This window comes from Jutongia hominis (assembly GCF_014384965.1).
GTDB classification, from domain to species: Bacteria; Bacillota; Clostridia; order Lachnospirales; family Lachnospiraceae; genus Butyribacter; species Butyribacter hominis.
The window spans coordinates 217,750-240,297 of record NZ_JACRSW010000001.1 but is presented as its reverse complement, the minus strand read 5'-3'; the positions used below and the strand labels follow the sequence as shown (position 1 = coordinate 240,297).

At 39.2% G+C, this 22,548-nt stretch carries 20 protein-coding genes; 19 read left to right on the top strand and 1 reads right to left on the bottom strand.

Annotated elements, in window-relative coordinates:
* Window positions 1-297 precede the first annotated feature (297 nt).
* The 17 genes from H8700_RS00990 to H8700_RS00915 all read left to right on the top strand — a co-directional run bounded on the left by H8700_RS00990 (window position 298) and on the right by H8700_RS00915 (window position 20,129).
* Window positions 298-675: an STAS domain-containing protein gene (locus H8700_RS00990; protein ID WP_249302335.1), complete on the top strand. Its 378-nt coding sequence runs from the start codon at window positions 298-300 to the stop codon at window positions 673-675.
* A complete protein-coding gene (gene spoIIAB / locus H8700_RS00985) occupies window positions 672-1,103 on the top strand; it encodes an anti-sigma F factor (protein WP_022141406.1) in 432 nt (143 codons plus the stop codon). Before H8700_RS00990 ends, spoIIAB begins: the two co-directional genes overlap by 4 nt.
* A 10-nt stretch (window positions 1,104-1,113) precedes the next feature.
* Window positions 1,114-1,905 carry a sigma-70 family RNA polymerase sigma factor gene (locus tag H8700_RS00980; RefSeq protein WP_283242144.1) on the top strand — a complete coding sequence of 264 codons (792 nt, stop codon included), beginning with the start codon at window positions 1,114-1,116 and terminating at the stop codon, window positions 1,903-1,905.
* A gap of 349 nt (window positions 1,906-2,254) precedes the next feature.
* On the top strand, window positions 2,255-2,869 hold the full coding sequence (locus H8700_RS00975) for a stage V sporulation protein AA (protein WP_249302334.1): 615 nt from the start codon (window positions 2,255-2,257) through the stop codon (window positions 2,867-2,869).
* Window positions 2,870-2,884: 15 nt separating this feature from the next.
* Window positions 2,885-3,307: a stage V sporulation protein AB gene (locus H8700_RS00970; protein WP_249302333.1), complete on the top strand. Its 423-nt coding sequence runs from the start codon at window positions 2,885-2,887 to the stop codon at window positions 3,305-3,307.
* A 657-nt stretch (window positions 3,308-3,964) separates the two neighbouring features.
* Window positions 3,965-4,432, top strand: a complete 468-nt coding sequence (gene spoVAC / locus H8700_RS00965; RefSeq protein WP_249302452.1) for a stage V sporulation protein AC — start codon at window positions 3,965-3,967, stop codon at window positions 4,430-4,432.
* 74 nt (window positions 4,433-4,506) lie between these two features.
* Complete coding sequence (gene fliB / locus H8700_RS00960; RefSeq protein WP_249302332.1) at window positions 4,507-5,724, top strand: flagellin lysine-N-methylase; 1,218 nt, start codon at window positions 4,507-4,509, stop codon at window positions 5,722-5,724.
* Window positions 5,725-5,745: 21 nt separating this feature from the next.
* Window positions 5,746-6,576, top strand: coding sequence for a deoxyribonuclease IV (locus H8700_RS00955; protein ID WP_249302330.1), 831 nt, complete (start codon window positions 5,746-5,748; stop codon window positions 6,574-6,576).
* Between the two features lie 12 nt (window positions 6,577-6,588).
* Complete coding sequence (locus tag H8700_RS00950; RefSeq protein WP_249302328.1) at window positions 6,589-7,293, top strand: YkgJ family cysteine cluster protein; 705 nt, start codon at window positions 6,589-6,591, stop codon at window positions 7,291-7,293.
* Entirely contained in the window at window positions 7,290-8,309 is a 1,020-nt protein-coding gene (locus H8700_RS00945) for a S66 family peptidase (protein ID WP_249302326.1), read from the top strand. The genes H8700_RS00950 and H8700_RS00945 overlap by 4 nt, the downstream gene beginning before the upstream one ends.
* A 108-nt stretch (window positions 8,310-8,417) precedes the next feature.
* Complete coding sequence (locus tag H8700_RS12265) at window positions 8,418-9,278, top strand: NAD(+) diphosphatase (RefSeq protein ID WP_249302324.1); 861 nt, start codon at window positions 8,418-8,420, stop codon at window positions 9,276-9,278.
* A gap of 231 nt (window positions 9,279-9,509) precedes the next feature.
* Window positions 9,510-13,598 (top strand): efflux RND transporter permease subunit, encoded by a 4,089-nt coding sequence (locus tag H8700_RS00935; protein WP_249302321.1) that lies wholly within the window; start codon window positions 9,510-9,512, stop codon window positions 13,596-13,598.
* A gap of 260 nt (window positions 13,599-13,858) precedes the next feature.
* Window positions 13,859-14,935, top strand: a complete 1,077-nt coding sequence (locus tag H8700_RS00930; RefSeq protein WP_249302318.1) for a stage V sporulation protein AD — start codon at window positions 13,859-13,861, stop codon at window positions 14,933-14,935.
* 535 nt (window positions 14,936-15,470) lie between these two features.
* Window positions 15,471-15,824: a stage V sporulation protein AE gene (gene spoVAE, locus H8700_RS00925; RefSeq protein ID WP_249302312.1), complete on the top strand. Its 354-nt coding sequence runs from the start codon at window positions 15,471-15,473 to the stop codon at window positions 15,822-15,824.
* A 253-nt stretch (window positions 15,825-16,077) separates the two neighbouring features.
* Complete coding sequence (locus H8700_RS00920) at window positions 16,078-16,644, top strand: DUF6465 family protein (RefSeq protein ID WP_249302311.1); 567 nt, start codon at window positions 16,078-16,080, stop codon at window positions 16,642-16,644.
* 373 nt (window positions 16,645-17,017) lie between these two features.
* Window positions 17,018-17,239 (top strand): peptidoglycan amidohydrolase family protein, encoded by a 222-nt coding sequence (locus tag H8700_RS12515; RefSeq protein ID WP_408610837.1) that lies wholly within the window; start codon window positions 17,018-17,020, stop codon window positions 17,237-17,239.
* Window positions 17,169-20,129 carry a cellulase family glycosylhydrolase gene (locus tag H8700_RS00915; protein WP_408610839.1) on the top strand — a complete coding sequence of 987 codons (2,961 nt, stop codon included), beginning with the start codon at window positions 17,169-17,171 and terminating at the stop codon, window positions 20,127-20,129. The genes H8700_RS12515 and H8700_RS00915 overlap by 71 nt, the downstream gene beginning before the upstream one ends.
* A gap of 202 nt (window positions 20,130-20,331) precedes the next feature.
* Here H8700_RS00915 and H8700_RS00910 read toward each other — a convergent pair whose 3' ends face one another.
* The gene (locus H8700_RS00910) at window positions 20,332-20,538 is read right to left on the bottom strand and encodes an alpha/beta-type small acid-soluble spore protein (RefSeq protein WP_022141391.1); all 207 of its coding nucleotides are present in this window, start codon (window positions 20,536-20,538) and stop codon (window positions 20,332-20,334) included.
* A gap of 260 nt (window positions 20,539-20,798) precedes the next feature.
* Here H8700_RS00910 and scfA point away from each other — a divergent pair, with 260 nt between their 5' ends.
* Window positions 20,799-20,948 carry a six-cysteine ranthipeptide SCIFF gene (scfA, locus tag H8700_RS00905; protein WP_022141390.1) on the top strand — a complete coding sequence of 50 codons (150 nt, stop codon included), beginning with the start codon at window positions 20,799-20,801 and terminating at the stop codon, window positions 20,946-20,948.
* Window positions 20,949-21,167: 219 nt separating this feature from the next.
* The gene (scfB, locus tag H8700_RS00900) at window positions 21,168-22,532 is read left to right on the top strand and encodes a thioether cross-link-forming SCIFF peptide maturase (protein WP_249302308.1); all 1,365 of its coding nucleotides are present in this window, start codon (window positions 21,168-21,170) and stop codon (window positions 22,530-22,532) included.
* Window positions 22,533-22,548 lie beyond the last annotated feature (16 nt).

Genomic DNA, 22,548 nt, shown 5'->3' with positions numbered 1-22,548 from the left:
AGGCAGTATGGCATAGAAAAAAGAAAAGATCAGGTTAGCAATAACAGATACAAAAGAGACAATGATAGGAAACTGTCAGAGGATACAGAATATGTAAACTCTGGCAGTTTTTTTCGCTTTTTTATGGAATAGGAAAATGCTCGTACAGTAGCGGTACACATAGCAAAGCGCTGGCTTTGCACTTTTTTATGGAATAGGAAAATGCTCGTACAGTAGCGGTACACATAGCAAAGCGCTGGCTTTGCACTTTTTTATGGAATAGAAAACAGTTGTACGTTAAAAAGAACAGGAGGCAGTATGAAAATGCAGAAAAATAGCAAAATGGTACATTATGAAGTTATACAAAATTGTCTGGTGATCTATATCTCAAATGATTTGGATCATCATACGGTAACATTGTTACGGGATTATTCGGATCGTCTGATCGAAGCCGGAAATATAAGGCATATTGTGTTTGATTTTACAGATGTTGATTTTATGGATAGTTCCGGCATTGGTCTGATCATGGGGCGTTATAAAAAAGTAATGTTTCTGGGAGGAAAAGCCGCAGTCAGCCATGTAGGAGAAATGGTAAACAGAATTTTCGGGCTGTCCGGTTTGTATAAGATCATTGAGAAATATGACACAGCCAAGGATGCAGTGGAAGCATTGACCAAAGGAGGAAAGGCAGTATGAAACTCATAATCAATAACATTTCTGAAAATGAAAGTTTTGCAAGAACAGTTGTAGCAGCTTATATGACAAGGCTTGATCCGACATTTGAAGAATTAGCCGATGTAAAAACAGCAGTATCCGAAGCGGTAACAAACAGTATCATTCATGGATATGGAAAAGAAAAAGGGAAGATCGAGATCCATTGTACGATTAAAGGGAAAACGATACATATTTCGGTACAGGACTGGGGAATAGGTATTGAGGATATTGACAAAGCAATGGAACCGTTATATACAACAAAACCGGAATGGGAACGTTCCGGGATGGGATTTGCATTTATGGATGCATTTATGGATCATTTGAAAGTGACTTCCAAAGTCGGAGAGGGCACATTAGTAGAAATGGATAAAGAAATAGGAAAGGAGCAGGAAAGCGTAGAACCCCTGTAAAGGCAGCATTATGGAGATAATGGAACTTTTACAAAAGGCACAAAAAGGGGACAGGCAGTCTAGAAATCAGATAGTAGAGGAAAATGTCGGGCTGGTATGGAGTATTGTCAAACGATTTGCAGGACGTGGATATGACCAGGAAGACATCTTTCAGATTGGATGTATCGGTCTGATCAAGGCGATTGACCGCTTTGATGTACAGTTTCAAGTGAAATTTTCAACCTATGCAGTACCAATGATAACAGGGGAAATCAAACGTTTTCTAAGGGATGATGGCATGATCAAAGTCAGCAGGACATTAAAAGAACAAAGCTATAAAGTCCGAAGGACGGCAGAAAAGATCAGTCAGGAGAATGGCAGAAATGCAACGCTTGAAGAAGTAGCCGCAGCAACAGAATTATCGCGTGAGGAGATAGTTCTTGCCTTAGAAGCAAATACGGAAGTAGATTCGATCTACCGGACGATCTTTGAGTCGGAAGGAAGAGCGGTTACGATGGCAGATCAGGTTGTTTTTGATAAGACAACAAGCTTAGGATATGCCGGAAATAATGTTTCCTCGCAAAATACAATCGGAGAAAACGGAGTTAGTGCAGATTACGAAAAAGAAGAATTGTTAAACCATATGCTGTTAGAACAACTGCTTAAAGAACTTGATGCAACATCCCGCAAATTGATCGAATATCGCTATTTTCATGATATGACACAGATGCAGGTTGCAAAGCAGTTAGGGATCAGCCAGGTACAGGTCAGCCGGATGGAAAAAAAGATACTCACACAGATGCGAAAAAAAGCACAATTATAAAACAAATGGTAGTTAGTGTAAAAGCATATAAGAGGCAGTAGTTTTTCATGCATATGGGAGATATTTCATACTGTTATCCTAATGAAAAAGGAATAAAAGAATAAAAAAATAAAAAAAAGACATACTTGTTTGTAAATCGTATCAAAAGTAATACAAGCTGCTTGAATTTTAAAAGGAGCGCAGAGGTTGCACTAGAAAGGAGAAATGATGCAGATCACGAAAAAGAAACAGGTATGTCTTATTGTTGTGCTTGGAATATTAACATTAGTAGCTATGTGTTTTTTGAAAGAAGCACAAAATGACCCGAAGAGATATTCAAATGGAAAGATCGTAAAGATGGAGGAAAGATATGGACGTTGTATACTTGAAACTGCCGCAGGAAGTACAGGTGGTGAATCGAAAAATTTATTTAAAGGATGTCGCAGAAATCTATTGTGAAGAGGACTGTCTTGCAAAGCGTATCGGTGATATGATCCTGTATACGGTCAAAGGGGATAAAAATGAGAAGATCGTATTCTCGGTGATGAAGATTATCAGACAGGTACAAAAAGAATGTCCGGGAATACAGATTGAATCGATCGGAGAGAGTGATTTTATTCTGGAATATAAAATGCCAAAAGCTGACCAAAAAGTAATGGAAAGGTGCAAATTAATCTTGGTATCTTTGATTGTTTTTCTCGGATCTGCATTTACGATCATGACATTTAATACCGATGTCAGTGTGGGAGATGTTTTTGATAATCTGTACCGTCTGATCTTAGGACATAAAAAGGATAGTGCGATCATGGAAACTGCCTATAGTATTGGGATCTTTGTCGGCATTCTGGGGTTTTACAATCATTTTAAAGGAAGTAAGCTAAAAAATGATCCGACACCGATCCATATTGAAATGCGAAACTATGAGGAAGAGATGAATAAAGCGATCATAAAGAATGCTGACCGCGAAAACGAAACAAAAAAATAGCAGGAGGAAAAGCATATGGAATGGTTTGCAAATATCTGCGTTGCTGTTGTTGGTTTTGCAGGAGGCGTTGGTGTGGCAGGAGGCGTATTTGCCTTTATTTCAATTCTTGGAATACTGCCAAGACTTGCCGGGAGGATGGGACTTGCTAAGTATCTGTATTCTTTGGAAAATATGATCGCATATGGTGGAATCGCAGGAACGATAGTATCTGTCTTTCAGCTGCCCTTGCCCATTGGATATATCGGCGGTATGGTGATCGGTTTCTTTTCGGGGATTTTTACCGGGGCGTTGATCATGGCATTGGCGGAGACTTTAAAAGTAATTCCGATCCTGTGCCATCGTTTGAAACTGGTACATGGTCTTCCGATACTGATCTTTTCCCTTGCCTTAGGAAAAGCACTGGGAAGCTTCTACCAGCTCATCTTCACCGGAAAATAAACAGCACAGATCTTTACAAAACACATCACCGTATTGCATCATCATCCTCACAAAATAAGAGTATTTCAATGCGTCATATCGTTAAATTTTGAATTGTGTTTCTATTTCTTTTTTGCATTTTGAATAGACACGACGGCTGATTAGAATTTCTGGATTTTTTTAGTTTTTTGCTGATTGGGCGCGGGTCATAACTATAGGGGCGACTCAGCCTGAGTAGCATTGCTGTGTAGGGCACGCTCCCGCTTCGCAAAGCCACGTAGCGCACACGTAGCACTTCAAAAGGAAAGTCGTTTTTTGAAGTGCAAGTGGCGACGGGCTTAGAGAGCCCCAACAGCAATGTACATCAGAACTGGCCTTGCCCCTATATCAGATGAGAGCGCCCATAATCAGGGCAAAAAACTAAAAATCTTAGAAATTCTTATCAGGCGAAACAGTGCTTCAAAATGCAAAAGAAATAGAAACACAAATAAAAAAACTACTGATATGACGCAATGAAGTTGAAGAGTGTTTTTGTGAGGATGGTTCAGGAAATGGTGGTGTGTGGTGGTAAAGGTCTGGCAGTCAATGAAATGCAGAAAGGAGAGCATGGCATTCGCTAAAATGTGCGGATGCGTGCGGTATATGGTTATGAATGAAAAAGATAGTACAAAACCTTCGATGGAAGAAATCTTAGCGATCAAAGATCAGAAGAAAAGGAACGAAGCATATAATCAATATGTGGAGAATATGACACCCAAAAGTAACTGTTTTGCAAATTGTGCAAAAGCTTTTTTGGTCGGTGGTCTGATCTGTACGCTCGGAGAGGGCTTGAATTCTTTTTATGAATATCTGGGAAACGAAAAAGAGTTGGCGGCTTTATACGGAACGATCACTTTGATCGCGATCAGTATAATTCTGACAGGACTTAATATTTATCAAAAGCTGGCACAGTTTGGCGGTGCAGGAAGTATCGTGCCGATCACGGGTTTTGCGAATTCTGTTGTGTCCCCGGCAATTGAGTTTCAGACAGAAGGTGAAGTTTTTGGCGTTGGCTGTAAGATTTTTACGATTGCGGGGCCGGTTATTTTATATGGCATTGTAAGCTCGTGGTTTGTTGGCTTGATCTATTGGATCATGCATATGTAAGCTTGTACTTGACAGAATGATATGGTAAGATTTGAAAAAAGATCCGTAGTAACGAAAGAAAAGAGAAAAGCGATATGATAACATTACGATATCCTAAATATTATGAACAATTTGCCTGTATTGCAGGAGCGTGTGAAGATACCTGTTGTGCCGGATGGGAAATTGATATTGATGATGAAAGCTATCAAAAATATATGCAGATTCCGGGAGAATTCGGAGAAAAAATACGGGCAAATATCAGAGAATATGAAACCGATGATGAAGACGTATATGAAAGTCATGGATTCGTTTTAAAGGAAGACAGACGTTGTCCTTTTTTGAATCAGGACAATCTTTGCGAGATGATCCTGACACTTGGTGAAGATGCGATCTGTGATGTCTGTGCGAATACGCCAAGAAATTTTTTTGAATATGATCATACAAGAGAGATTTCGCTGAGCCCAAGCTGTGCCGAGGCAGGACGTTTGTTATTTGGTTCAGCCCAAAAGATTTCTTTCAGGGAAAAACAGATAGAGGAAGAGATTGACCTTGATGAAAGTAAAGAGGAACTTTTGATTGCAAACAATGTCCGCTATGCAAGAGATCATTCGATCTCTATTCTTCAGAATCGAACGTATCCGTTAGAACAGAGGATCGTTACTTTTCTATTTTATGCAAAAGAAGTGCAAGCTTGTATGAACGAAGAAGCGTATGATGCGATTCCTGAGATTGACTATCTTGCAATCTGTCAAAAAGCAGATGCTTTTTGCGAGCAGATTCAAAGCGAAAAGAAAGCAGATCGAATGGCAGCTACAGAAGAAGCTTTTTCGTATTACCAAAAGAGAATGGAATCGTTTGGCGGGATGGAAAGTATTGATCGGGAATGGGAAGAAAACTTTGGAAAAGTAAAGGTTTGTTTTCAAAAAGATCAATCTTCTATAAATATAGAAAAGTCTTATCTGGAAGAAAAAGAAATATTCCTGCATGATTTACAAGAAAATAAAAGAGCATATGAACAGGAACACTGGATCGTATACAATGCATTTTTGTTTCTGATCCGTTGTCTGGATGATAATAATTTCTGGGGAAAAGCCCAGTGTATCGTAGCCGCTTTTTTATTGGTGCAGGATATGGGTCTGTGCCGTTATTTAGAAAAGCAGAATACTTTTACCAAAGAAGACCGGGTAGATCTTACAAGGATCTATGCAAAAGAAGTAGAGCATTCGGAAGTAAATATTGAATATCTTGAAGATGAATTTTTATTTGAAGATATCTATACATTAGAAGAATTATGTAAACAGGTTTTATTATAAGAGTAAGGAAGGAAAAAGGATATGTTTTATATTGGAAATCATTTATCAGCATCTAAAGGATTTGCTGCAATGGGAAGAAAAGAAGTAGAACTGGGAGGCAATACATTTGCATTTTTTACCAGAAATCCAAGAGGAGGAAAAGCAAAAGCAATCGATGAAAAGGATATTGAAAAGTTCCTTACATATGCAAAAGAACACAATTTTGGAAAATTAGTTGCCCATGCACCCTATACAATGAATCTTTGTGCGGCAAAAGAAGATGTGCGTCGTTTTTCAAAAGAAATGTTTTTTGATGATATGAAGAGAATGGAATATGTTCCGGGAAATTATTATAATTTCCATCCGGGTTCTCATGTCGGACAGGGAGTGGAAAAAGGAATTGAATTGATCGCAGAAACGTTAAATGAAGCGTTAACAGCCGAGCAGTCTACGATCGTTTTATTAGAAACAATGGCAGGCAAAGGAAGCGAGGTCGGCAGAAACTTTGAAGAACTCCGTGAGATCATTGATCGTGTGGTATTATCAGAGAAGGTCGGTGTATGTTTTGATACCTGTCATACATGGGATGGCGGTTATGATATTGTCAACGATCTGGATGGTGTGTTGACCGAGTTTGATCGTGTGATCGGTCTGGATCGCCTTTGTGCGGTTCATTTTAATGATAGTATGAATCTGTTAGGAGCACATAAAGACAGACATCAAAAGATCGGTCAGGGAGAGATCGGGGCAGAAGCCATGAAGCGGATCGCCTGCCATCCGGCATTACAGGGCAAACCATTTATTTTAGAGACACCAAATGAAGATGACGGCTATGCAAAAGAGATTGCATTGATCCAATCATGGGTTGAGTAACGAGGTACGAAAATGGAAAGAAATGTTTCATTAGAAGAAATTACAGATGGAAAAAAATACCATAAAAACGATATGGTACGTTTAGGATGCAATGACTGTGATGGATGTAGTGCGTGCTGTCAGGGAATGGGAGAAAGTATTGTATTGGATCCATGGGATATTCATATGTTATCACAGAATTTGCAGCAAAGCTTTGAAGACATGATCGGCAATTCGATCGAATTGCATTCCGAACAGGGGATGATCCTTCCTCATTTGAAGCTGAGCGGAAAAGAAGAAAAATGCACGTTCTTAAATGAAGAAGGAAGGTGCTTGATCCATGCATTCCGACCGGGATTTTGCAGGTTGTTTCCGCTTGGAAGATTATATGAAAAGGAAAGCTTTGTCTATATTTTACAAACGCAGGAGTGCCATAAAGAAAGACGAACCAAGGTCAAGATCACAAAGTGGCTTGGTATATCGAATCTGGATGCATATGAGAAGTTCGTATCCGATTGGCATTACTTTATTAGGGATTTTCAGCTTCTGGCTCAACGTATGCCCAAAGATCTTTTGAAACGCTGGGATATGTTCTTTTTACAGACGTTTTTTGCGGCACCATATCCTGTATTGCAAAAGCAGGCAGTACATAGTGATGATGATTTTTATCGTGAATTTGACCGCAGACTGCGGGCAGCAAAGAAACAGCTTGGATTTGACAAAGGAGGACAGGCATGAGAATACCGGAGTTTTTAAAAGAAAATGGAACGATCGGTTTTGTTGCACCTTCTTATGGATGCAACATCGAACCCTATAAAAGTGCATTTGATCATGCACAGGATATATTAAAGCAGAGAGGATACCGGCTTTTGTCCGGCCCGAATTGTTACGAAGGCAAAGGAATCGGTATCAGCAATGAACCAAAGTTATGCGGGGCGGAATTGAATGATTTTTTTGCAAAAAAGGATGTCGATGTGATCTTATCCTGCGGTGGCGGTGAATTGATGTGTGAAGTATTAGATCATGTAGCGTTTGAGCAGATTGCATCAGAAGAACCAAAATGGTATATGGGATTTTCTGATAATACCAATATGACTTTTTTGCTGACTACACTTTGTGATACGGCATCTGTTTACGGACCGTGTGCTCCGGCATTTGGTATGGAACCATGGTATGCTTCTGTCGAGGATGCGATGCTGCTTCTCGAAGGAAAGAAACATATTTTTACGGGATATCCGAAGTGGGAAAAAGAATCAAAGAAAGATGAAGAACATCCGTTAGAACCTTATTATCTGACACAGGATCGCATTTTAGTCAAGGTTCCGGATCAGGACAGCAAAATGCGTGGCAGGATACTCGGCGGCTGTCTGGACTGTCTTGGCAAATTAGTCGGAACCGGTTATGACAAAGTAAAAGAATTTAATCAGAAATATGCAAAGGATGGAATTATCTGGTATTTTGAAGCCTGTGACCTGAATGTGATGGATATTCGAAGAACACTCTGGCAGCTTGATCATGCAGGCTGGTTTGAACAGGCAAAAGGTTTTCTGGTAGGAAGACCGTTATGTTTTGGTGAGGAACTGTTTGGATTGAACCAATACGATGCAGTGACAGGCGTTTTAAGTAAATATCACGTTCCGATCATCATGGATCTTGATATCGGACACATCCCTCCGATGATGCCGATGATCAATGGCGTACTCGCAGATGTGACCGTTCAGGAAAATGATATTCAGATTGCGTATCAATTTTAAAATAACAGAATATATATACAGATAAGTATGTACTCTCGGCATCTTCTCTAAACGGCTTCTTTCGGCTGGATTTTCGATAGTACATAAGCAAGGAAAAGAGGAATTTTTGTGATACAGGATATAGCACCAAAGAAGTTTTATAATCCGATCTGTTTTGACACGATCACAGCAAAAGATAAAGTGGTGTTGTTTGATGAAAGAAGTGTTTTGATACAGCGAAATGATCAAAATGAATTGATCATTCCGTCTTTTTGCGAGTTAAAAGAGCAAAAGGAAGAAAAGTTTCAATATGCTTTTTCAATCGATCAAACCCGTTATTTTATCAAAAAAGCAGAATATATGCAGGAAAAAGAACAGGTTGAGGGATATGGTTATGAAGCACTTTCTACGATCCGTCAGCTGATTTCGAAAGAAATCTGCTTTGCTGTAATGAGTGCATGGCATTTAGCAGGATGGTATCGCGATAACCGCTTTTGCGGAAGATGTGCAACAACGACAATTCATAGTCAGAAAGAACGAATGTTATATTGTCCCGGATGTGGGAATATGATCTATCCCAAGATTGCTCCGGCTGTGATCATAGGTGTTGTCGATCGGGACAGGTTATTGTTATCCAAATATGCCGGAAGAGAATATAAAAAATATGCTCTGCTTGCCGGTTTTACGGAATTCGGTGAGACAGCGGAAGAAACCGTTGCAAGAGAAGTGTTTGAAGAAGTCGGCTTGCATATTGGAAAGCCGAAATATTATAAAAGCCAGCCATGGGGGATTGACAGTAACATTTTATATGGCTTTTTTGTGAGCCTTAAGGGAGAAGCCAAGATATCGCTTGATCCAAACGAGCTTTCTTTGGCAGAATGGCATGAAAGAGGAAAGATCCCGGCAGCAGATGACGGGATCAGCCTGACAAGAGAGATGATCGGATTTTTTGAAGATAAAGAACGCTTTGAAACGTGGTTTTTTGATTGATGTTTAGAAGGATTTGAAAGTATTTCCTGTAGAATGATAAGACAATATGAAAAAACAGTCTTAGATGATAGGAAAGATTAAGATATCCTTTCTGTTTCCTTAAAGCGGCAAAGGGATTATTGACCTTTGCCTTTTTTATGTGTATCGTAAAAATGAAAGTGCAAAAACTTTTGATCAAAAGGGATTAAAAAAGTATGCATTAAAAGCTCATGCAGCAGGAAAGGAAAAGATATGTCAAGATTTAGTGTAAAGAAGCCGTTTGTGGTATTGGTTGGTGTCGTTATGCTTTTAGTTTTAGGTTTTGTCAGCTTTACAAAGATGACAACAGACTTTATGCCGAATATGAACATGCCATATATGATCGTTATCACAACGTATCCGGGTGCTTCCCCTGAAAAAGTAGAATCAGAAGTCAGTGAAGCGGTGGAAAATTCTGTCGGAACAGTTAATGGTGTCAAGAAAGTGACCAGTACCTCTTCCGAAAATTCCAGTATTGTGTCACTGCAATTTGAGGATGATACCGATATGGATGCAGCGATGGTCAAAGTATCTTCTGCCGTCAATCAGGTAGAACTCCCTGAAAATGCAGGAAAACCTATGATCATGCAGATTTCTATGGATATGATGGCAACGATGATGACAAGTGTTGATTACAAAGGAAAAAGCGGTGCAGAATTATCCAGGTTCATTGATGAAAAGATCATTCCTGAATTAGAACGGCAGGATGGCGTGGCAAGTGTCGGAACATCCGGCATGGTAACCGAATCCGTTGAAGTTCGCTTAGATCAGGATAAGATTGATGATGTTAATGAAAAAGTATTAGAAAAGACAAATAAATCCTTAGCAAAAGCAAAGAAAAAATTAGATGATGCGCAAAAAAAGCTCGATGATGGCAAAGCAAAATTAGAAGAGCAAAAGAGTCAATTAGAAAGCAAGCAGGATAAAACATCAGGTGAACTTGCAAAATACAGTAAATTAATGAATCAGGCGATCGCGACCAAGCAGGCGCAATCTTCTGAACTGACCAGTCTGAAAGCCAATCAGAGCGCATTGCAAATGGAAAAGAAAGCCTATACAAAGAATAAAGTCGTATCTTCTTATCAGGCGATCAGTCAGGGAATCCGGACCGTTCGTGACAGTTTTGCAGAAGATGGTGCAGCATATAAAGCAATTTACGATTCTGCTTATCAGCAGACATTAGCAGCAATCGTACAGTCACAGGCTGCAAGCCTGGGTATCACAGATACGGTTACAGCAGCAAATGTTAATACATATGTTGCAAAGCTTGGCACGCAGGCATCTGCATTGACAGCACAAGCAGAAAAACAGGCAGAAAAAACAGCAAAAGAGCAGGCAAAAAAACAGTTAAATGCATTGCCAAAAGATGTAAAAGATGCGATTGACAATGCATCAAAATTAAAAGCATATCAGGCATTGTTAAAAGAGCAGGGGCAGGAAAAAGCAGCTAAACAGCTTACAAAGAAGAATTTAAAATCTCTGTATGATATTGTGGAAGTACGTATCCCTCAGATTGATACGGCACTTGGCAACTTAAAGACAGAGATCACGGTAGCCAAAAAGGTATTAAAGCAGGTAGAAAAGTCTATTAAGTCAGCAGAAGATAAATACGAAGAAGTGGAGCAGGGGAAGATTTCCGCTGCGGCAGCCTTTGGTACGGCTAATGCACAGATCAACAGTGCACAATCTTCTTTGGCTTCAAGTGAAAAAGAGCTTGCATCAGGAAAAGAATCGTATGAAAAATCAAAAAAGGAAGCATTGAAAAAGGCAAATCTGGATCAGCTCCTGACAATGGAAAAATTAGCAGGTATTCTGAAAGCAGAAAACTTTTCGATGCCGGCCGGTTATATCAGTGAAGACGGAACACAATATCTGATCAAAGTCGGTGATGAATACAGCAGCATGGATGCAATGAAAGATACGGTTCTTTGTAAACTGGACGGTATTGGTGACATCCGTCTGAAAGATGTTGCAAAAGTAACAAAGATTGATGATTCGTCGGATTCTTATGGTCGTGTAAATGGAAATGACGCGATCCTTTTGAATGTATCAAAAGCAAGTACAGCCGGAACATCTACCGTATCTAAAGAATGCAATGCTAAGATGAAAGAATTGGAAAAGAAATACAGCGGTCTTCGCTTTACGAATCTGATGGATCAGGGTGAATATATCGATCTGATCATCCACTCTGTTTTATCAAATCTTTTATGGGGTGCATTGCTGGCAATCATAGTATTGATCATCTTCTTACGGGATCTGCGCCCGACAGCTGTAGTCGCATTCAGTATTCCGCTTAGTGTTCTGTTTGCGATCATTTTGATGTATTTTACGAATATTACATTAAATGTGATCTCGTTGTCCGGTCTGGCACTTGGTGTCGGTATGCTGGTAGATAATTCAATCGTCGTGATTGAAAATATATATCGTTTACGAAACAAAGGAGTATCTGCGGCAAGAGCGGCTGTTATGGGTGCAAATCAGGTGGCAGGTGCGATCTTTTCTTCTACATTAACAACGGTATGTGTGTTTTTACCTATCGTCTTTACCGAGGGACTGACACGCCAGCTAATGATGGATATGTGTCTGACGATCGTATACAGTCTGGGTGCAAGTCTGATTGTTGCATTGACATTAGTTCCGAGCATGGGAGCAACTTTACTAAAGGATACCAAGAGCAAAGAACATAAATGGTTTGATGCGATGATCGTTGGCTATGAAAGAGTACTTCGTTTCTTCCTTCGATTTAAGATCGTTCCAATCGCAGCTGCGTTGGCTTTACTTGTATTTGCTGTCTGGCAGGTGACCCGTATGGGTATTGTATTTATGCCGGAGATGGGAAGCGAACAGATGTCTGCAACGTTGAAAATGGATACGGAAGCAACGCAGGATGAGGATTACGCATTAGCAGATAAGATTTCTACACAAATGCAAAAGATCAAAGGTGTTAAGACCGTTGGTGTGATGAAGGGAAGTACATCGGGTGCCATGAGTAGTGCAAATTCCGATAAAACCTATTCATTTATGATCCTTCTGGATGAAAAATATGCAAATAGCAATAAAAAGATCGCATCCAAGATGGAGTCAGTATTTAAAAAGAATAAGTGCAAGGATTATTCAGTATCGGATTCCAATATGGATATGTCAAGCCTGATGGGTTCCGGTTTACAGGTGAATATTTATGGTAAAGACAGCGATAAGCTGATCAAGATCAGTGAAGATGTCATGAAGATGGCAAAAGAAGTAAAAGGTTTTGAAAAACCGTCAAACGGACAGGAAGCCGGAGATAAGGAAGTGGTTGTCAAAGTAGATAAAGACAAAGCAATGCGTCTTGGTTTAACCGTAGCGCAGGTTTATAGCGAACTGGCAGATAAGTTAAAGACAGAAAAAGATTCTACGACTTTGACGGTTGGAAGTGACAGCTATAATGTAAAGATTGTTGATGACCGTGAAGAGTTAAATACATCCAATATTATGGATTATGAGTTTGAGACAACAACGACTGATGCAAATGGAAAAACAAAGACGAAGAAACATAAGTTAAAAGAATTTGCAAGCTTTAAAGAGACAAAAGGTGTTGCTTCTATCGACCGCGAAAATCTTGTGAATTATGTACAGGTAACAGCAGATACCAAAGATGGATATAACACAACATTGCTCAGCCGTCAGTTACAAAAGAAATTAGACAAATACAATATACCGGATGGCTATGAGGTCAAGATTCAGGGTGAAAGCGAGACCAATACCGAGATGGTCAGTAATATGCTTTTGATGATCGGTCTTGCCTTTGTGATGATCTATCTTGTCATGGTAGCACAGTTCCAAGGTCTGCTATCTCCGTTTATTGTACTATTCACGATCCCGCTTGCTTTTACTGGTGGTTTGTTAGGACTTTTGATCACGGGAGAACAATTATCCGTAATGGCATTGATGGGCTTTTTGGTCTTAGAGGGTGTCGTTGTAAATAACGGTATTGTTTTTGTGGACTATGTCAATAAACTCCGCTTAAATGGCTGGGAAAAGAAAGAAGCATTGATCGAAACCGGAAAGACACGTATGCGTCCGATTATGATGACTGCTTTGACAACAATTCTTGCTATGTCAACATTGGCATTCAGTAAAGATTCTACAGCCGGTATGAGCCGCGGAATGGCGATCGTAACGATCGGAGGCTTGCTGTATGCAACTTTGATGACATTGTTTATCGTTCCGGTATTTTATGATATCTTATATCGTCGCAAGTTAAAGAAAGTAGATCTTGGCGATGAAGAATCATTGACAATGTCGGATGATGAGTTGTATTAAAAAGAAAAATAAAAAGTGTAATATGTTTTGCAAAATCCCCCTTTTTGCTCGGATTAAGAATGTTCGGTAAAAAGGGGGTTTTTATGTGTTATTCTGATAGAAAAATGTTGAAGAATAAAAAAGGAAATATAAGCCATACTGTTAGAAACATGAAAATGGAAAGAAAAAGAATTACAAAGTGAGATAGGAAAAATGGTTGATTTCTTAACGATAGTAAAGAATACAACTCACAAACAGATTGCAATAGAAAGGAGAAGGCAATGGCAAAAAAACAGGTTGGCAAACAAACGATTCGTTTTTTGCACCCTCCGGTTATTCAGGGGGCAGCTTCTGTTGTAGGAAAGAAAGAAGGAGAAGGACCTTACGGAGAATGGTTTGACTGTATAGAAAAAGATCCAAAGATGGGTGGAGATTCATGGGAAGAAGCCGAAGGTAAATTTCAAGAAAAAGCAGCAAAGCTTGCAATAGAACATGCCGGTTTGCAACAAAAAGAGATCCGTTACATTGTAGCAGGAGATCTGTTAGGACAGTTAATGGCATCTTCTTTTGGACTGCTTTCTTTGCAAATTCCGTTGTTTGGTGTTTATGGAGCATGTTCGACAATGGGCGAATCCATGGGCATTGCCGCAATGATCGTAGAGGGTGGCTTTGCCGATCATGTCCTTGCATTGACATCAAGTCATTTTGCAAGTGCAGAAAAGCAATTTCGTTTTCCACTTGGCTATGGCAATCAACGTCCGAAAGCATCAACATGGACAGCGACCGGAAGCGGTGCGGTTGTTATTTCGAAGTCTGTTTTAGAGGAAGAAAAAGAATCGCATAAGATAGGTCAAAATTATTCCAAAGAAGCATTAAAAGAAAAAGGAAAAGTGCATATTGAAGGAATTACAACCGGTAAAGTAGTTGATTTTGGCATAAAAGACAGTATGAATATGGGAGCATGTATGGCACCGGCAGCAGCAGAAGTCATCGCACAGAATCTGCATGATCTGGGTGTCAAACCGGATTATTATGACAAGATCATAACCGGTGATCTTGGAAAAGTCGGAAAAGATATCGTATTGGATTATCTCAAAGCAAAAGGTTTTGATATCAGTAAACAATACATGGACTGCGGAATTGAAATTTATGGAGAAGAACAACAGGTTCATGCAGGCGGAAGCGGCTGTGGATGCAGTGCGGTCATGCTGACAGGCTACATTTTAAAAATGCTCGAAAAAAAGAAATGGCACAGAATTCTTTTTGTACCGACCGGAGCATTGTTATCACAAGTCAGCTATAACGAAGGCAACAGCGTGCCCGGCACAGCACATGCCGTCATATTAACAAGCTGCTAACACATCCCTCTACACTTATAACGCAGATCCTTTCTCCTAAACGGCATCAAAATGTAATACTTTTCTTTGCGATTCTATTTTTGTTTCCTTTTGAAGCACTGTTTCGCTTACTAAGGATATCTAAGATTTTTTGCTTTTTTGCTCTTATTATGGGCGCTCTCATCTGATATAGGGGCAAGGCCTGGCTGATGTACATTGCTGTCTGGGAATCTCAAAGCCCGTCGCCACTTGCACTTCAAAAAACGTCTTTGCTTTTTGAAGTGCTATGTGTGCGCTACGTGGCTTTGCGAAGCGGGAGCGTGTCCCAGACAACAATGCTACTCAGGCTGAGTCGCCCCTATAGTTATGACCCGCGCCCAATAAGCAAAAAAGCTAAAAAATCAGATATCCTAACTAAGCGTCGTGTCATTTCAAAAGGAAACAAAAAATAGAACCTGCAAATATTTACAGATATGTTTGATGCCGTTTAGGATAAGGATCCTGCGGATATAGAAAGTGCGGGATGTGGTTAGCCAAGAAAGAAGGAGGAAGAAGAATGCATTATGTTTGGGCTTTTTTAGTCGGAGGTGCGATCTGTGCGTTGGTGCAGATTTTGATGGATAATACGAAGCTGATGCCGGGAAGGATCATGGTGATCTTGGTCTGTACCGGAGTAGTGTTAGGTGCGATCGGTGTATATGAGCCATTTGCAAAATGGGCAGGTGCAGGGGCGACTGTGCCATTACTGGGTTTCGGAAATACATTATTTAAAGGGATGAAAGAAGCAATCGACAGCGAGGGATTTATCGGACTTTTTAAAGGCGGTTTTACTGCTTGTGCGGTTGGTGTAAGTGCAGCTTTGCTTTTTGGTTATATTGCATCATTGTTCTTTAAACCAAAGATGAAATGATAATTATTACGAAAAAAGTCAGAAAAAAGTCGATTGTTGTAGGACAATTTATATGAAAAAAAAGAAGAAAAACAAATATAATATACAATTCATACAAAAATAGAAAAAGCCCTTGAAAAATATGGAAACAAGCTATAAACTTTTTATGATGAATACTGTAAAGTGCTTAGAGAAAACATGGGTATTTAAAAAGCATAAAAAACAGTAGAAGATAAAAAAGAGTTTATAATTTCAGGGTAAAGGAGAAGTATTTATGAGTCGAGGAAAGAATAGTAGAAGAACACAGAAAAATCTTGCAAAGACAACTGTTGTTGCACAGGAAAAGAAGGTAGAAGAAAAGACAGCAGCGGAGACTGTAAAAGAAACAGTACAGCCGGTTAAAAAAGAAGAAGTGAAACCGGTAGCAGAGAAGACAGAAACTGTTAAGACAGAGCCGGTAAAAGCTACAGTAAAAACAGAAAAAAAAGTACAGCCAAAAGAGTCAAAACCTGTAGCGAAGGCAGCGGAAAAACCGGTAGCAAAGACAACAGCAAAAGAAACAAAAGCAACTGCTAAAACAACGAAAAAGACAACGGCGAAAAAGACAACAGCTAGGAAAGCAGCGAAAAAACCGGTTGAAAAAATAACAGAAGTTTATTTTGAATATAACGGCGAACAGATCTTATCAGAGGAACTTGTAGGCCGTATTCAGGAAGCATATAAGAATGAAGGACATCGCATTTCTTCAATCAAAACACTTCGTGTATATATTAATCCGGATGAAAGAAAAGCATACTATGTTATCAATGATAAAGCAGAAGGAAAGTTTGTAGAATTCTAATCTGTCTGATACATAGTAAGCTAATTGTCTGGCTGTGAATAAATGAAACAAAAAATGCACTCTTTTGGAGAATCCGGAAGAGTGCATTTTTCGTTCTTTATTGAGAGCCGGGGTAAAAACGTATTTTTTAAAACACATGCTAAGGTGCTGTCACACTTTGATTTATAATTAGACAAATTAGCATAACTGCATCAAAAATTGTGCAAAATGGATAGAAAATGTTTCGAAATTGTAAATTAGATATGAATAAATTGTGGAAATAGACGAAAATTACATGATTTAGACAAAAAAACTTGATAATTATGACAAATATGTTACTATAAGAGAGTAGCATTTACATATAGAAATCTAAAATACAGGGGTGTTATTACGAATGCATTGTATTTTTAATAGGGGTGTTAAAAATACAGACAAGTATAATGAAATTCGTAATGCATCTTTTTCTTTTTGGGTTTCACAAAGAAAGGAGAAGGTATTTTATGCGATTACGCAAAAAAGTTTTAGCAGTTCTTTTGACTGCAGCGATGTTAGTTACTTCTGCATCGTGTCCACAAACAAACACAAAGACAGTAAAAGCGGCAGGCGGTTCATTTAACAACCTGAACCAGAGCCGGATGACAGCAGCAATGGGGGCTGGATGGAATCTGGGTAACCAGTTGGAGTCGGCTGTTGGCGGTACACCGGAAGAAACAAAATGGGGTAATCCGACGATCACAGAAGATCTGATCCTTGCTGTAAAGGATGCCGGATTCAAGTCTATTCGAATTCCTGTATCATATTTGAGCAAGATTGGAAATGATTCCAATTATACGATCGATTCCGCTTGGCTTGACAGAGTACAGCAGGTTGTTGATATGTGTGTAGACAATGGCTTATATGCAATTGTCAATATGCATGGAGACGGATATACTTCAATTGATGGTGGCTGGCTGCTTTGCGGCAACGCAGACCAGACAGCGATAAAGAAGAAATACGCTGCATGCTGGAAACAGATTGCAACAAGATTTAAAGATTATGATGAGCATTTAGTATTCGAGTCAATGAATGAAGAGTTTGACGGAACTTATGGAAATCCAAGTTCAAGTGCATATGCTAATATTAATGCATACAACCAGATTTTCGTAGATACCGTTCGTCAGACAGGCGGAAACAATGATATGAGATGGTTATTGATCCCTGGCTGGAATACAAATATTAACTATACAGCAGATGATTATGGATTTAAACTTCCTACAGATAATTATTTGTCAAGCAAGATCGGATCAGGTGAAAAGAGAATCATGGTTTCTGTTCATTACTATGATCCTTGGGAATTCTGCGGAACAGAATCCGGCGCAGTAACACAGTGGGGTGATACTGCTACAAACAGTTCTAAAGTAGCAAGCTGGGGTGATGAGACTTATATGAAATCCCAGTTTAAGAAAATGCATGATAAATTTGTTGCAAAAGGATATCCGGTTGTGATCGGTGAATATGGTTCGATTGACAAATCAAACTATGATTCGGCAAGCACAGCCAACAGAAAAGAATTTGCACAAAAAGTTTGTTACTATTCTGATATGTATGGATTGATTCCTGTATATTGGGATAATGGTTACAATGGTGAATATGGCTTTGGACTTTTTGATCGCTATACCTATAAAGTAACACAGCAGTCTGTCATTGATGGAATCATGGAGATCTATGGTGATACTTCAGAGGCAACCGCAACAGGAATTACATTGGACAAAACATCACTTACCTTAGCAGTTGGAGGTGGAAAGCAGACACTTACTGCTACATTAACACCAGCAGACAGCAAGGATAAGATTACATGGACATCAAGCGATGAAGATGTAGCAACAGTTAATTCCAAGGGACAGGTTAGTGCTGTTTCTACAGGAACCTGCACGATCACAGCAAGCGTTCCGAACGGATACAAAGCAACTTGTAAAGTAACGGTTCCAAGACCAACAAGCATTCGTGCAAAGATGTATCTGTTAGAAACTTCAAGCTGGAAATCAGTTATCAGTGATGATGTAGCAGAAATTACATCAGCCGGTGGAGAGTATTCTGTTTCATTAAAAGCAACAGAGGAGCAGTTAAAGAATATTGGTTCTTTATATATCCGTGATATCAGCGTAGGAGAAGAAGATGCATCTGCATTTGACTATGCTAAGATCAAAGTAAAATCATTTACTTTAAATGGCAAGACATACAGCATGAAGAACGATACTTTTACTTATGATACAAGCTTAAGTAAAGGTTCAGAAGACGGACTTTCTAATCCGATCTTTAACTTTTCATTCATTAATGTATGGGCAAATACACATGTAAATGATGTAACGGTACAGAATTGGAATTATATTGCATATTTCAATAATGCATCTTATCAGACAGAAAATACATTAACAATCAACTTTAGTGTATCAGATATCAAAGGTGGCTCTACAGGTGGAGAAGCAACAACGGCACCAACAACAGAACCAACAGTGGCACCAACGGTAGCACCAACAACGGCACCGACAGTAAAACCAACGGTAGCACCTACAGTAGCACCGACAGTAAAACCAACGGTAGCACCAACAACGGCACCGACAGTAAAACCAACGGTAGCACCGACAGTAAAACCAACGGTAGCGCCAACAACAGCACCGGCAACCGGTTCAAAAGTACTTTGCACCAATGAGACAAACAAATACGAAACATGGGATGCAAGCTGGTTGACAAAAGCAGCAGATGATGATGTGATCACATTACAGTATACCTGTACAGATGCATCACATGGTAACTGGGGTGTGATGTCATGGGGAGCTTCCGTAGATGGCGGTTGGAATTCCGGCACATCATATAATGCAGCAAGTAATCCAACAGACGTTGTAACTGCTACTTGTACTGCAGCAGAGTTAAAAGACGCATTAAAGATTAAAAAGTCATCAACGGTTTCATATATTTGTCTGTATACATGGAATGGTGGTAAGATCGTAAGTCTTTCTATCTCAGACCGTACAGCAAAACCAACAGTAGCACCGACAACAGTGCCTACAACAGCACCAACAGTAGCACCAACAGTAGCGCCTACAATAGCACCAACAGTGGCACCAACAGTTGCACCAACAGTAGCACCAACAGTGGCACCGACAGTAGCGCCAACAGTTGCACCAACAGTAGCACCAACAGTGGCACCGACAACAGCACCGGATGCCGGAACTTTACAGGGTGATATCAAAGTAACAGGTGACTGGGGAACAGGCGGACTTGCTACAATCACTATTAAAAATACAACAGGTAAGACGTTTTCCGATGGATGGACGGTATCATTTGATTGTGATCGTTCGATCAAAAACTGCTGGAGTGGTACATTAACAAATGTAGGAACAAACAGTTACACGATCAGCAATCCGGGATGGGACAGCTATCTTGCTGCAGGAGCTACGATCTCACTGAATGTAGAACTTGGTTCAGGTACAGCAACTCCTACCGTATCAAATATTTCATTAAAATAATCAAATGTTTAGATGGCTTTTGAATGATGAACTCCTAAATATAACTCATCTGCATACATGATAAGAAAAAGTCAGATAACATGGATAAGAAAAAGAGAGGTGGCATACGAAAGAGTATGTCGCCTCTCTTTGTGTTGTTTCATAAGAAAATGAACTTGTCAGATCCTTATGAAACAGAGATGATATTGATCAAAAAGAAAAACTATCTTCCTGACATTTCTTCTTCCTGACGTTTGATCATCTGACGAACCATCTCACCACCGACAGAACCGTTCTGTGCGGAAGTAAGGTCACCGTTGTAACCCTGTTTGAGAGGCACACCTAACTCGTTTGCAACTTCCATTTTGAACTTGTCCATAGCTGCTTTTGCCTGTGGTACTTCCATTCTTGAACTCTGATTATTTGTCATGATTTTTTCCTCCTTTTTTTAGCGATTTGATTCTTTTCGACGAATCACGAAAAGATTGATATCGCGTTGATTGACGGGATAAGAAATTTCTTATCTGATACTAGTATGTGATAGAACAGAAAAAATATGTTGGTAGTTTTTGGAGAAAAGGTTGAAAAAAAATTATAATGTGATACAATATTCTTGTATGATTATTGTTAAAAATAATAACTGCGTTATTACTAATGCGCAAATACATAAAACGTATGGAGGATACTAAAATGAAACATATCAAAACAATCAATAAGGCAAACTTAAGCGCAACAGCAAAAAAAGGTGGCTGTGGAAAATGTCAGGCATCATGTCAGTCAGCATGTAAGACATCTTGTACAGTAGGTAACCAGAAGTGTGCAAACGAGGAAAATAAATAATTCCGGTTAGGTTTGACATTTTTTATTTTCTAAGATATGGAACATAAGAACCATATCGCATGATACGAAAAGAATACGATAGCTGTTATGAGAGTTGCTCATAACAGCTATTCTAATATAGATTAAATTGCCAAATTGTCTGTCCTGTATAGTGGGTTCGTTGTGCAGGCTGTTCAAAGTATATTTTGCAATTTGATCAGATAGAGAAATGAGGTAAAAATGATTCATAAATTTAAAGCAAAAGATATTTGTATTTTATTAGATACCAATAGCGGTGGAGTGCATGTGATCGATGATGTTACATTTGATCTGTTAGATCATGCAGAACCGCCATTTGAAAAAGAATGTCCTAAAAATGTTATGGATATTTTAAAAGAAAATTATACAGAAGAAGAGATAAAGGAAGCATATGCGGATATTTTAGAATTGTACGATAACAAATTGTTATATAGTGATGATGTCTACGGCGATTATTCTAAGACAGTTGTAGAATCACCGATCAAAGCAATGTGTTTGCATATTTCGCATGACTGTAATCTTCGCTGTAAGTATTGTTTTGCATCGACCGGTGACTTTGGAAAAGGACGTAAACTGATGCCGTTTGAGGTTGGAAAAGCTGCGATAGATTTCCTGCTTGAAAAGTCAGTGGGAAGAGAAAATCTTGAAGTTGATTTCTTTGGCGGAGAGCCATTGATGAACTTTGATGTTGTTAAGCAGATCGTTGAGTATGCAAGAAGCAAAGAAGAGGAATATCATAAGAATTTCCGTTTCACCATTACGACAAATGGTATGCTTCTTGATGATGATACGATCGATTATATCAATAAAGAGATGTATAATGTTGTTCTTTCAATCGATGGACGTAAAGAAGTTAATGACCGTATGCGCGTCCGTGTAGATGGAAGCGGATGTTATGACAGAATTCTTCCGAAATTTAAAAAGTTAGTAGATGGACGTGGTGACAAGGAATATTATGTCAGAGGAACGTATACAAAGTATAATCTTGATTTCTCGGAAGATGTTATGCATTTGTATGAAGCCGGTTTTGACGAAATTTCCGTTGAACCGGTTATTGAATCGCCGGAAGAAGCTTATGCCATTACGGAAGAAGATCTGGATCAGATTTATGCGGAATATGATAAATTAGTAGACCGGATCGGTGCGATCAGGAAAAGCGGAAAGCATATCAATTTCTTCCATTTCATGATCGATCTGGATCAGGGACCATGCGTGATCAAAAGACTTCGTGGCTGCGGAAGCGGTAATGAATATGTATCGATCACACCGGATGGAGATATTTATCCATGTCATCAGTTTGTAGGTCATGATGAATATAAAATGGGGAATATCGAAGAAGGTACCTTTAACAATGATATCAAAAAGGAATTTGCAGGATGTCATGTTTATTCGAAGCCTGCCTGTCAGGAATGCTGGGCAAGATTTTATTGCAGCGGTGGATGCAATGCGAATAACTTTGTATTCAATGGTGATATCCATAAAGCATATGAGCTGTCTTGCAAGATTCAGAGAAAGCGTATTGAATGTGCAATTCTGATGAAAGTATTAGAACAATTAGAAGCATAATTCACAAAAGACAGAG